The organism is Breoghania sp. JC706 (assembly GCF_037026715.1).
Classification (GTDB): Bacteria; Pseudomonadota; Alphaproteobacteria; order Rhizobiales; family Stappiaceae; genus Breoghania.
In genome coordinates this window covers 243,879-256,275 of the sequence record NZ_JBANCG010000005.1, presented here as the reverse complement: position 1 = coordinate 256,275, position 12,397 = coordinate 243,879, and the positions used below count along the sequence as shown (strand labels likewise).

8 protein-coding genes are annotated in these 12,397 nt (G+C 65.6%); 7 read left to right on the top strand and 1 reads right to left on the bottom strand.

The features are described from left to right. The first annotated feature begins 43 nt into the window (after window positions 1–43). Window positions 44–1,006 carry an agmatinase gene (gene speB / locus V2L18_RS12135; RefSeq protein WP_336178520.1) on the top strand — a complete coding sequence of 321 codons (963 nt, stop codon included), beginning with the start codon at window positions 44–46 and terminating at the stop codon, window positions 1,004–1,006. A 409-nt stretch (window positions 1,007–1,415) separates the two neighbouring features. On the opposite strand, the gene phaC is transcribed toward speB, so the two are convergent. After that, complete coding sequence (phaC, locus tag V2L18_RS12130) at window positions 1,416–3,224, bottom strand: class I poly(R)-hydroxyalkanoic acid synthase (RefSeq protein ID WP_336178519.1); 1,809 nt, start codon at window positions 3,222–3,224, stop codon at window positions 1,416–1,418. A gap of 683 nt (window positions 3,225–3,907) precedes the next feature. Here phaC and V2L18_RS12125 point away from each other — a divergent pair. The 6 genes from V2L18_RS12125 (at window position 3,908) to recJ (ending at window position 12,117) form a co-directional block, all read left to right on the top strand. Further along, window positions 3,908–4,393 (top strand): hypothetical protein, encoded by a 486-nt coding sequence (locus V2L18_RS12125; RefSeq protein ID WP_336178518.1) that lies wholly within the window; start codon window positions 3,908–3,910, stop codon window positions 4,391–4,393. A 700-nt stretch (window positions 4,394–5,093) separates the two neighbouring features. Next, window positions 5,094–6,308: an LL-diaminopimelate aminotransferase gene (locus tag V2L18_RS12120; RefSeq protein ID WP_336178517.1), complete on the top strand. Its 1,215-nt coding sequence runs from the start codon at window positions 5,094–5,096 to the stop codon at window positions 6,306–6,308. 23 nt (window positions 6,309–6,331) lie between these two features. Continuing rightward, the gene (locus V2L18_RS12115) at window positions 6,332–7,690 is read left to right on the top strand and encodes a homoserine dehydrogenase (RefSeq protein WP_336178516.1); all 1,359 of its coding nucleotides are present in this window, start codon (window positions 6,332–6,334) and stop codon (window positions 7,688–7,690) included. Between the two features lie 5 nt (window positions 7,691–7,695). After that, window positions 7,696–8,691 (top strand): class II fructose-bisphosphatase, encoded by a 996-nt coding sequence (gene glpX, locus V2L18_RS12110; protein WP_336178515.1) that lies wholly within the window; start codon window positions 7,696–7,698, stop codon window positions 8,689–8,691. Window positions 8,692–9,028: 337 nt separating this feature from the next. Beyond that, a complete protein-coding gene (locus V2L18_RS12105) occupies window positions 9,029–9,973 on the top strand; it encodes an alcohol dehydrogenase (protein WP_336178514.1) in 945 nt (314 codons plus the stop codon). 299 nt (window positions 9,974–10,272) lie between these two features. After that, entirely contained in the window at window positions 10,273–12,117 is a 1,845-nt protein-coding gene (gene recJ / locus V2L18_RS12100) for a single-stranded-DNA-specific exonuclease RecJ (RefSeq protein ID WP_336178513.1), read from the top strand. Window positions 12,118–12,397 lie beyond the last annotated feature (280 nt).

Here is a 12,397-nt window from a genome sequence, read left to right as displayed (position 1 = left end):
GGTGCATGGTCGCGCCGAAGTGCTGTCGAGCCCCGGAGGTGTCATGTCCGAGATCCGTCCCTATCCCACCGACGATGCCGTTTTCGGCCAGAGCCTGACCGGCGGCTCCTCGGAGCCGGCCTTTTCCGGCGTCACCTCCTTCATGCGCCGCCGTTTTTCGCGCAATCTGGAGGGGGTCGACGCCGTGGTCTGGGGCATTCCGTTCGATGCCTCGGTCTCCAACCGGCCCGGCGCCCGCTTCGGGCCGCAGGCGGTTCGCCGGGCGTCGGCCATCCTGTGCGGCGATCCGCAATACCCGTTCCATGCCGATCCCTTTGAAAACATGGTGGTTGTCGATTACGGCGACTGCTCGCTCGACTATGGCCACAACGACCGCGCGCCCGGGCTGATCGAGGTGCAGGCCTCCGAAATCCTGAAATCCGGCGCCCACCTCTTCTCCATCGGCGGCGACCATTTCGTCACCTATCCGCTGTTGAAGGCTCATGCGGCGGAGTTCGGACCGCTGGCGCTCGTCATGTTCGATGCCCATCAGGACACCTGGGACGACGCCGGCGACCGCATCGACCACGGCACCTTCGTCGGCCGCGCCGTGCGCGAGGGGCTGATCGATCCGGAGCGCTCCATCCAGATCGGCATCCGCACGCATGCGCCGGATACGTTCGGTGTTTCAATCATCTACGGCGAAGATGTACATCGCCTCGGCGTCGATGGCGTGGTCGGCAAGATCAAGGAGCGGGTCGGCGGCGGCCCGGCCTACATGACCTTCGACATCGATTGCCTCGATCCCGCCTTCGCGCCTGGAACCGGCACGCCGGTGTCGGGCGGGCTGTCGTCGCGCGAGGCGCTGATGATCCTGCGCGGGCTGTCGGGGCTTGCCTTCGTCGGCGGCGACGTGGTGGAGGTGGCGCCGGCCTACGACCACGCCGACATCACCGCAATCGCGGCCTCCAGCGTCGCGCAATACTATCTCGGCCTGCTCGACGAGCGGCGAAAGGCGGGCGGCTGAGGCGTTCAAATGGGCGTTTTCGTCGTCGATTAATATTTGGTTCGAATTTCGTCGAATTTCATCGCAAATGGCAGGTTCATGCGAAAACCTGCGAACGACGCGGCGGCGGGGATAAGTCGGGGGAGCCGCGACGGCGGTCCGGGCTGGCAGGGCCGGGGATTAAGTGCGTGGGAAGAAGCAAGGGGTGCGGAGCGGCTCTGCCGCCTCTTCTTGCGCTGGATCCCGGGTCTGGCCATGCGGCTTCGCCGCAGACCGCCCAGGATGAGGGCGTATGTGGCAGGCTTGAAGCTCCCCCCTCCCTCATCCCGGACAAGGGAGGCGAAGCCGACCGCCGATCCGGGATCCAGCGCAAAAAGAGGCGGCAGCGCCGCTCCATCTTCTTGCGCCCTCCGTTCCCCCTTATCCCCGCTCAGGCTTGCATCTTCACGTAGGCGCCGGGGGCGTCCTCGATGATCTTCACGCGGCGGGCGCCGGGCTTTCTCGCCTTCACCTCGGTGCTGTCCTGCGCCCGGATCCAGTCGTCCCAGTGCTGCCACCAGGAGCCCGGCGTCTCGGTGGCGTGGGCCAGCCAGTCCTGGAAGGCGCCCTCGGCCTTGCCGCCGGTCCAGTACTGGTACTTTTTCTTCTCAGGCGGATTGACGACGCCGGCGATGTGACCGGAGCCGGCGAGCACGTAATGAACGTCGCCGCCGAAATACTTCGATCCCTCGAATACCGACAGCGCCGGCGCGATGTGGTCCTCGCGCGTGGCGAGGTTGAAGACCGGGATCTTGACCTTTGAAAGATCGAGCTTTTCGCCTGCTATCTCCATCGTGCCGGCGGTCAGCCGGTTCTCCAGATAGCAATTGCGCAGATAGAAGGAATGGTTGGCCGCCGGCATCCGCGTCGAGTCGGAATTCCAGTACAGGAGATCGAACGGGAAGGGGTCCTTGCCGCGCAGGTAGTTGTTGATCACATAGGGCCAGATCAGGTCGTTGGAGCGCAGCATGTTGAAGGCCGCCGCCATCTTGCGCCCGTCGAGATAACCCTTCTGCTGCATCTGCTTTTCGAGTGCCGCGATCTGTTCCTCGTCGACGAAGACCTTGAGATCGCCGGCATGCCGAAAATCGACCTGGGCCGTAAAGAAGGTTGCGGTCTTGATCCGCTCGTCGCCGTGCGCCGCCATCCAGGCGAGTGCCACGGCCAGCAGCGTGCCGCCGACGCAATAGCCGATGGCGTTGACCTCCTCGACCTGCGTCGCCCGCCTGATCTTGTCGAGGCTCTCGAAGATGCCCTCGCGCATGTAGTGCTCGAAGCTCTTGCGGGCCTGGCATTCGTCCGGGTTCACCCAGGAAATGACGAAGACCGTGTGGCCGTGCTCCACCGCCCACCGGATGAACGACTTTTCCGGGTTGAGATCCAGAATGTAGAACTTGTTGATCCACGGCGGCACGATCAGCAGCGGCCGCTTCAGCACCTTTTCGGTCGTCGGCTCGTACTGGATGAGCTGGCAGACGTCGTTCTGCATGATCACCTTGCCGGGCGTGGTGGCGAGGTTCTCTCCGACCTTGAACTGCGTGCCGTCGGACTGGCGGATGCGCAGATCGCCGCGGCCCGCCTCGATGTCCTCCGCCAGCATCTGCATGCCGCGCACCAGGTTCTGCGCGTTGCAGCCCAGCGTCTCGCGCAAGAGTTCCGGATTGGTCAGAAGGAAGTTCGACGGCGACAGTGCGTTGGTGATCTGCCGGACATAGAAATCGGCCTTGTGGCGGGTGTGCTCGTCGATCTCGGCCGCTTCCGCCACCATCATCTCCGCCCACCGGGTCGTGATCAGGTAGAGCTGCTTGAGAAAGTCGAAGAAGCGGTTTTCCGTCCAGTCGTCGTCCCGGAAGCGCTTGTCGCGCGGATCGGGTTCGACGGTCGGCTTCACCTCCTCGCCCGACATCCGTTTCAGGGTGCCGTTCCACAGGTCCATGTAGCCGTTCATCAGCCGGGTCTGCGCATCGATCGTGCGCTGGGGGTCCTTCATCCAGTATTCGCCGACGCGCGACAGCGTCTTGACCACTTCCGTGATCTGGTCGGCCATGGCGTCCTGCGCCTCGCCGGTTTCGCGCGGACGCACATAGGCCGCCAGCGCCTTGCCGCCTTCCTCCACCACACGCGCGAGATTTTGCGCAAAGGCTTCCGGATTTTCCACGATGTAGCGCAGCATCGGGCTGTTATCGTGGGCTTCGGACATGACTAGCCTCCCTGGCATCCGGCCGTCCGGCGCGCGCAAAAACGCATCTTCCGGACCTCCTGGTCACGGCCGGGTCGTGCTCGCGGCGGGGCGCATGGCGCGGCGGCGGCATTCTCCCCGCCGCTGCGATCTTCCCACCTCGATCCCTTCGACCTCCCGCGAACCTTCATCGGCCGCTTTCCGTCATAATAGGCTTCTGCAACCGTATTCTGACAAGATCCTACACACGCATTTCGCCGCTGCGCTGCAGCAAAAAATCGCTATGCAACAATAGCTTGCACAAATGATGAGCTAAGTTGCAGGCAATACGCCTAACCTTGCGGCATTATCGCCCAGATGGGAAGTCGGCGCGCCGGTTCAAGCAGTTCGCCGCACTTGCGCCGGATATCGGAAATCCTATCTCTCCTCGGCCTGCCCGCGATTCTTTCCTCCGGCAATGGATCCGCTCCGGGCGGGGCTGACTCGCGCAACCGCGCGTCTTGTGGTAGCGGGAAGTGCTTGTGCGTTGCGGCGTGTTGGCGGATCATGCCGCGGGACGCTGCGTGCGGACGATGGGGCCTCCCGACGGAGGGGCCTGCTTGAAGGATGAAGCGGTGCGACGGTCTAAGGTGAAAACGCCGTATGAGACGGCGGAGGGGGCGCGACAACGGACGCGACGAGGCGTGTGGGCGACCTCGCCACTGATGGTCGCCACGGCCCTGTCGCTTCTGCTTGCCGGCTGCGCCGGCGAACCCGATGCAACGCTTCTGGGCGTGGTGCTGGTTCCGCCCAAGGGCGTGCCGGCGGGCGTGCGCCCCGGCGTCGCGCAGGCGAAACCCGCCGTGCCCGGCTACACGCCGCGTACCGTGCCGGGGGCGGCGCCGGCCGAACCCGAAACCCCGGACTATCTCTACGATCCCGACAGCCCCAACAAGATCGCCTCGCGCGCCGGCGCGGCGGAAGAGACGGTCAAGCCGATCGGCTATGCGGCGACGGCGCATTCCAACGCCCCGCTGAAGGATACGGCAGCCGTCAACAAGACGGAGACGGAGCTGCGCCAGCTCGCCCAGCGCAATTCCTCCGGCAGCGGCCGAGGGCTCTGGAACACCAAGATCCAGGATCTCCTGAACAAGCGCGACCACCACATCGACGACGCGATCAGGAAGATCGAAGAGGACGACGACAAGTAGGCGTCCGAGAGAGACCATCCGAATCCGTATCGACTGCCCTCTCCAGCGTCATCCCGGACGCGCTGCAACGTGCAGCGTTGCCGCGCAGACCCGGGATCTGGAGCGGCGCGGACCGAGGGCTGATCCCGGATCTGCGAAGCGGCGCTTTGCGCCGCATCGCGTCCGGGGTGACTCTGGAATGCCTTGTGAATGGGGCAGGAGTGTCCCCTCGGCGGCGACCCGTCCCGCTTCAGAAAGCGGCGCCTTCTGCGTTATAGGCCTTTCCGGCAATCTCTCGTCCGTCATTGCCCGGCTTTTTCCGGGCAATCCATTGCCGGCCACGGCGCCGTGCGGGACGGGCTGGATCGCCCGGACAGAGCTGGGGGATGACGGTGGAGGGATCGGTTCCGGGCGACGCATGTTCCAAAAACCTGGCTGGGCGCGCCGGCGCGAAGGGCCCGCGAACACGCTCTGAATCTGCGAAAAATATCGACGCAAATATGCAATCGACGCGATGATCGCGACGGAACATTGAAATTATCTGCGAAAATGAAATTCATATCGCTTTTGTAAGCAAGATTATGCGAATTTCGCCTCTATTGCGATTTAGCTAGAGTCGCGTCCGGCGATGGAGTATCCATCCGCCGCATTCATCATGCGCCCGTTGCGGAACCCGACCGGATAAGGTCCGCGGCGCGTTATCAGGAGAAGGGCCAGAGCCATGGAGTTTCACAAGACACGCCGGCTGCCGCCGTATGTGTTTGAAGAAGTGAACAAGCTGAAGGCAAAGGCCCGGGCCGCAGGCGCAGACATCATCGATCTCGGCATGGGCAATCCCGATCTGCCGACGCCGCAGCACATCGTCGAGAAGCTGACCGAGACGATCCAGGACCCGCGCACCCATCGCTACTCCGCCTCAAAGGGCATCAAGGGCCTGCGCAAGGCCCAGGCCGGCTACTACGGCCGCCGTTTCGGCGTGAAGCTCGATCCCGACACCCAGGTGGTCGCGACGCTGGGCTCCAAGGAAGGCTTCGCCAACATGGCGCAGGCGATCTCCGCGCCGGGTGACGTGGTGCTGGTGCCGAACCCGAGCTATCCGATCCACGCCTTCGGCTTCCTGATGGCGGGCGCGGCGCTGCGCTACATGCCGGCGGAGCCGAACGCGGAATTCTTCCACGCGCTGGAGCGCGCCGTCATTCACTCGGTGCCCAAGCCCATCGCGGTGATCCTGTGCTATCCCTCGAATCCGACAGCCAATGTCGCCGACCTCGAATTCTACCGGGATGTGGTGGCATTTGCGAAGAAGCACGAGATTTTCGTGCTCTCCGATCTCGCCTATTCGGAGATCTATTTCGAGGGCACGCCGCCGCCGTCGGTCCTTCAGGTTCCCGGCGCGATGGATGTTGCGGTGGAGTTCACCTCGATGTCCAAGACCTTCTCCATGCCGGGCTGGCGCATGGGCTTTGCGGTGGGCAACGAGCGGCTGATCAACGCGCTGGCGCGGGTGAAGTCCTATCTCGACTACGGCGCCTTCACGCCGATTCAGGTGGCCGCGACCGCCGCGCTCAACGGCCCTGACGAATGCATCGAGGAAGTCCGCCAGGTCTACAAGAAGCGGCGCGACGTGCTGGTGGAGAGCTTCGCCAATGCCGGTTTCCCGGTGCCCTCGCCGAAGGCCTCGATGTTTGCGTGGGCGCCGATTCCGGAGAAATTCCGGCACCTTGGCTCGGTCGAATTCTCCAAGCTGCTGATCGAGAAGGCCGATGTGGCCGTCGCGCCCGGCATCGGTTTCGGCGAGTACGGCGACGATTACGTCCGCATCGCGCTTGTGGAGAATGAACAGCGGATTCGTCAGGCCGCGCGAAACATACGGCGTTTCCTTGAAACCGCCGACGAAACATTGCACAACGTGATCCCGATGGGCGCCCGCCGCTAACCTGGAAACTGGATCACTAATTAATGCAAGATGCGTTGAGACTTGGCGTTGCCGGCCTTGGAACGGTCGGCGCGTCCGTCCTCCGTCTCGTCCAAGAGCATGGAGAGCATCTGGCCGTGCGCTGCGGCCGGCCGATCGAGGTGGTCGCGATCGCGGCCCGCGACCGGAGCCGCGACCGCGGCGTGGACCTTGCCGGCTATGTCTGGCACGAGGACGCCGAGCAACTGGCGCGCTCCAACAGCATCGATGTCTTCGTCGAGCTGATCGGCGGCGAGAGCGGGCCGGCGGAGACGGCCGTGCGCGCCGCGCTTTCCTCCGGCAAGCATGTGGTCACCGCCAACAAGGCGCTTCTCGCCAGGCACGGCGTGGAACTCGCCAAGCTCGCCGAGGCCAACGGCGTCAGCCTGAATTTCGAGGCGGCGATCGCCGGCGGCATCCCGATCGTCAAGGCCTTGCGCGAGTCGCTTGCCGGCAATGCGGTGACCCGCGTCTCCGGCATTCTCAACGGCACCTGCAACTACATCCTGACCCGGATGGAGCGTGAGGGCCTGTCGTTCGAGGAATGCCTGAAGGAGGCGCAGCGGCTGGGCTATGCCGAGGCGGATCCGACCTTCGATGTCGAGGGCAACGACACCGCCCACAAGCTGGCGCTTCTCACGAGCCTCGCCTTCGGCTGCGAGACATCGGTCGATTCCATTTATCTGGAAGGCATCACCGAGATCACCACCGCCGATATCGAGGCGGCGGACGAGCTCGGCTACCGCATCAAGCTTCTGGGCATCGCGCAGCGCACCGACAGCGGCATCGAGCAGCGCGTCCACCCGACCATGGTGCCGAAATCCTCCTCCATCGCGCGCATCGACGGGGTGCTGAACGCGGTGGCGGTGGAAACCGATTACCTGGGCGAGGTGGTGCTGGTCGGCCCGGGTGCCGGCGGCAATGCCACGGCGTCCTCCGTGGTCGCCGATATCGCGGACATTGCCCGCGGCGACCTGATGCCGACGCTGGGCGTTCCGGCTGCAGAGCTGAAGCCCTACACGCGGGCCCGCATGCGCAGGCATGAGGGCGGCTACTTCATCCGGCTGTCGGTTTTCGACCGTCCGGGCGCCTTTGCGACGATCGCACGTTGCATGGCGGAGAAGAACATCTCTCTTGAATCGATCGTGCAGCGCCGACGCGCGCCCAGGAGCGAGGCGCCCGAGCAATCGGTCGAGGCCCCTCGCACGGCGGCGCCCCAGCCGGTCATCATGATCACCTATGAAACGACCGAGGCGGACATTCAGGCCGCGCTTGAGGCGATTGGCCGTGAAAACGTCATCGCCGGCAAGCCGCGCATGATCCGCATCGAACGCAAACCGGACGCTGCCACAGCGCAAGGATGACACTTATGTCTTCTGACGATGATACATCGAAGTACAAGCTCGACCGCCTGCTGACCCTGGAGGTCGCCCGCGTGACCGAACGCGCGGCCGTTTCCGCCGCCCGGATGCGCGGGCGCGGCGACGAGAAGGCCGCCGACCAGGCCGCCGTCGACGCCATGCGGCGCGAACTGAACCGGCTGCCGATCGACGGCACCGTCGTGATCGGCGAGGGCGAGCGCGACGAGGCGCCGATGCTCTATATCGGCGAGAAGGTCGGCACCAAGCACGGTCCCAAGGTCGACATCGCGCTCGATCCGCTGGAATGCACGACCGTGTGCGCCAAGAACCTGCCGAACTCGCTCGCCGTTCTGGCGCTCGCCGAGGACGGCGGCCTGCTGAACGCGCCGGACTGCTACATGAACAAGATCGCGATCGGCCCGGGCTATCCCGAAGGCATCGTCGATCTGGATGCGCCGGTTGCGGAAAACATCAACGCGCTGGCCAAGGCCAAGGGCGTGAAGCCGGAAGAGATCAACGTCTGCGTTCTCGACCGTCCGCGCCACGACAAGCTGATCGCCGACATCCGCGAGATCGGCTGCGCGCTGCGCCTCATCGGCGACGGCGACATCGCAGGCGTGATCCATACGACGACGCCGGATGAAACCGGCATCGACATCTATATGGGTGTCGGCGGTGCGCCTGAGGGCGTGCTGGCGGCGGCGGCCCTTCGCTGCGTCGGCGGCCAGATGCAGGGCCGTCTGGTGATCGCGCGCGACGACCAGTACGAGCGCGCCGAGCGCATGGGCATTTCCGATCTCAACCGCAAGTACAAGATGGAGGAGCTCGCCTCCGGCGACGTCTACTTCTCCGCGACCGGCGTGACGGACGGCAACTTCCTTCAGGGCGTGAAGTTCGAGAAGAACCGCATCCTGACGCATACCTGCGTGATGCGCTCCACCACCGGCACGGTGCGCTGGATCGAGGGCGAACACACCGATTTCAAGAAGTTCTATCTGGACTGAGGTCCGGATAGGTTCTCGCCAGGCGAAACGGCGCTGCATTCGTGCGGCGCCGTTTTGCGTTCAGAGGAAGGGGAGGGGGAGAGTAGGTATGGTGCGGCTTCGCCGCGCTTGTTGCGCTGGGTTCCGGGTCTGGCCATGCGCCTTTGGCGCAGACCGCCCGGAATGAGAGAGGTTGTGGCTGGCTTGAAGCTTCCCACTCGCGCCCTCATTCCGGACAAGTGAGGCGGTAGCCGAGCGCTGATCCGGAATCCAGCAAATCAGCGCGCGCATGCGCGCTCCTTTATCCTTCCTTCCTTCTTCATCCTGCCCTTAAATCCGCAGCCGCAACCGCAAACGTATGAAAAACCAGGCCCTCATCTACCGCGCCTTCGGCGATCCGCTTCAGGCCCTCCGGCTCGAAACCGTCGATCTCGCCCCGCGCGCGCCCGGCACGCTCCGCGTGGAAATGGCGCTCGTCCCCGTCAATCCCTCCGACCTGATCCCGGTCACCGGCGCCTATTCGCATCTGATCACGCCGCCGGTGGTCGCCGGCTACGAGGGCGTGGGCCGGGTGGTGGAGGCGGACGATGCCGCGCTTGTCGGCCGGCGCGTGCTGCCGCTGCGCGGGCCCGGCACCTGGCAGCGCTTCGTCGATTGCGACCCCACGCTCGCCGTGCCGGTGCCGGACGACGTCGACGATCCGGCCGCCGCGCGCGGCTACATCAATCCGCTGGCAGCCCTGCGCATGCTGACGCGCTGGCCGGTTGCCGGAAAACGCGTGCTGCTCACCGCCGCCGGCTCGAGCTGCGCGACGCTTCTCGGCCACTGGGCACGGCTCCAGGGCGCGCGCGAGGTCGTGGGCCTCTATCGCTCCCAGGCGCGGCTGGAGCGCATGCGCGGCCTTGGTATCACGCCGCTGCATGAAGGCGACGTCGAGGCTGTTCTGGAGGTGGCTCGCAAGGCGGATGTGACCTTCGATGCGGTCGGCGGGCCACTCGGCTCTCTCATAGTGAACGCGATGCGGGAAGGCTCGGTCTTCGCCGGCTACGGGCTGTTGAGCGGCGAACCGGTCACCCCCGATGGTTTCCCGCGCGCGGCCTTCGAGCGCTTCCATCTGCGCGACGATCTCGCGGTGATGAGCGCGGCCGACTGGCAGGGGGAGTTCGATCGGCTGTGGCCACTGTTGCGGCAGGTGACGTTCCCGAAGGCCGAGGTTTTTCCGCTGGAACGCTGGCGCGAGGCGATTGCGGCCTTCCATGTTCCGGGAGGCGCGAAGCCGCTGATCGATTTCCGGGCGGGGTAGGGGAAGGGACAAGGTGCGCCTGCGGCGCGCTTGTTGCGCTGGATTCCGGGTCTGGCCATGCGCCTGCGGTGCAGACCGCCCGGAATGAGGGCGTGTGGCTGGCTTGAAGCTTCCCACACCCTCCCTCATTCCGGACAAGAGAGGCCCCAATTCAGAACTGGGCCGAGCGCTGATCCGGAATCCAGCGCAACAAGCAGCGGCGAAGCCGCGCCTAATCCCTTCCTCTTCTCCCGCCGCCGCATCCTCGCCCGACTCGCGGTATAGTCGCGGTTAAACTCCAACGAACGGACGAGCCCCCCTTGCTGCCAAAGCCCGCCTCCCTCCGCCATGACGGTTTTCGCGAAGATCCGGAAACGCGCGCCTTTCTCGGCGTCTCGCGCTCCGCGACGGGGCGGGCCTGGCGGGAGCGGCTCGATGCGGCAAGCGCGATCCAGGCGCAGGCCATCGCCCAGCAGAACGGCATTCCCGACGTCGTCGCCCGCGTGCTCGCCGGGCGCGGTGTCGATGTGCAGGGCGCGGCGGAATTCCTCGAACCGTCCATTCGCGCGCTGATGCCCGATCCCTCGACGCTTGTCGACATGGACGCAGCCGCCAGCCGGCTGGCGGACGCGGTGGAGCGTGGCGAGGGCGTCGCCATCTTCGGCGACTACGACGTGGATGGCGCCACGTCGTCGGCGCTGATGGCGCGCGGCCTGCGCAGCCTCGGCCTCGATCCGCGCATCTACATTCCAGACCGCATCATCGAGGGTTACGGCCCCAACCCCGCGGCCATGCGCGACCTGAAGGCCGGCGGCGCGAGCCTGGTCTTGACGCTCGATTGCGGTTCGGTCTCCTTCGAAGCGCTGGAGGAGGCGGAGCGTATCGGGCTCGACGTGGTCGTCGCCGACCATCACCAGATGGGCGTGGAACGTCCGCCATGCGCGGCGCTGGTCAACCCGAACCGGCAGGACGATCTTTCCGGCCAGGGCCATCTGGCCGCCGTGGGCGTGACGTTCCTTGTCCTCGTCGCCCTCATGCGAGAGTTGAAGAAACGTGGTTACTTCGCTGGCAAATCACCGGATTTGCTCTCGTGGCTCGATCTCGTCGCGCTCGGCACCGTGTGCGATGTGGTGCCGCTTCAGGGGCTCAACCGGGCCTATGTGACCAAGGGCCTTTTCGCCATGCACCGGCGCGGCAACGCCGGGCTGGCGGCGCTGGCGGATGTCTCGCGTGTGAACGGGCCGTTGACGCCCTACCACCTCGGCTTCCTGCTTGGCCCTCGGATCAATGCCGGCGGGCGGATCGGCGATGCGGCGCTGGGCGCGCGGCTCCTGTCGTGCGACGACGCGCAGGCGGCAAGCCAGATCGCCGCGCAGCTCGACCGGCTGAACACCGAACGCCAGACCATGGAAGCCGCCATGCTGGAAGAGGGCGAGGCGCAGGCGACCGCCGTGATGCTGGACGGCGAGGGGCCGTCGGTTCTGGTGACAGGCTCCGATACCTGGCACCCGGGCGTGGTCGGGCTCATCGCTTCGCGCCTGAAGGAACGCCACCGCCGCCCCGCCTTCGCCATCGCCTTCGATGCGGACGGACGGGGCACGGCCTCGGGGCGCTCCGTACCGGGGGTGGATCTCGGCGCGGCCGTTCGCGCGGCGGTCGACGCGGGCGTCATCGTCAAGGGCGGCGGGCATGCCATGGCGGCCGGCCTCACGGTGGACCGCAACCGGGTGGAGGACCTGAAGGCCTTCATGGAGGAGCGCCTGTCGGCCGCTGTCGCCGCCTCGCGCGAGGACCATGTCCTGAAGATCGACGGCGCGGTGACGGCGTCGGGCGCGACGCTGGAGCTGATGGCGCTTCTGGAAAAGGCCGGCCCCTTTGGTGCGGGCCATTCGGAGCCGATCTTCGCGCTGCCCTCCCATCGGGTCACCTTCGCCGATACGGTCGGCAATGGCCATGTGCGCTTGTCACTGGCGGGATCGGACCGTACGTCGATCAAGGCGATCGCCTTCCGCTGCGCCGACCAGCCGCTGGGCAAGGCGCTTCTGGGCGCGCGCGGCCACATGCTGCACGTGGCGGGATGCCTGTCGCTCGATCACTGGCAGGGAACGCCCAAGGTGCAGCTGCGCGTGCTCGACGCGGCGGAGCCGAAGCTCGGCCAGCGCTAGGGGGCTGATTGCGGGCGTTCCGGTCGGGGGCCATCCTTCGGACGGACGCTCACGCGGCCTCCTCAGAGGCTGGCCCGGGAATGGTATTATAATACGTGTGTTCTGTAACACAGGCGTTTGTCCCTGTAGAGAACCACAAGCACCATTGTCATCCCCGCGCAGGCGGGGATCCAGTAACCACAAGGTTTTCTTATCGAATTGAACAGCTACCCTCACGGAGTGCTGGATCCCCGCCTGCGCGGGGATGACAGTCAGGAGCAAGCCGCGCGCATTTCGGGCC

Coding starts and splice junctions, on each gene's coding strand:
- phaC (WP_336178519.1), bottom strand. CDS start 3,224: ATGTCCGAAGCCCACGATAACAGCCCGATGCTGCGCTACATCGTGGAA.
- V2L18_RS12120 (WP_336178517.1), top strand. CDS start 5,094: ATGGAGTTTCACAAGACACGCCGGCTGCCGCCGTATGTGTTTGAAGAA.
- V2L18_RS12125 (WP_336178518.1), top strand. CDS start 3,908: ATGGTCGCCACGGCCCTGTCGCTTCTGCTTGCCGGCTGCGCCGGCGAA.
- glpX (WP_336178515.1), top strand. CDS start 7,696: ATGTCTTCTGACGATGATACATCGAAGTACAAGCTCGACCGCCTGCTG.
- V2L18_RS12115 (WP_336178516.1), top strand. CDS start 6,332: ATGCAAGATGCGTTGAGACTTGGCGTTGCCGGCCTTGGAACGGTCGGC.
- speB (WP_336178520.1), top strand. CDS start 44: ATGTCCGAGATCCGTCCCTATCCCACCGACGATGCCGTTTTCGGCCAG.
- V2L18_RS12105 (WP_336178514.1), top strand. CDS start 9,029: ATGAAAAACCAGGCCCTCATCTACCGCGCCTTCGGCGATCCGCTTCAG.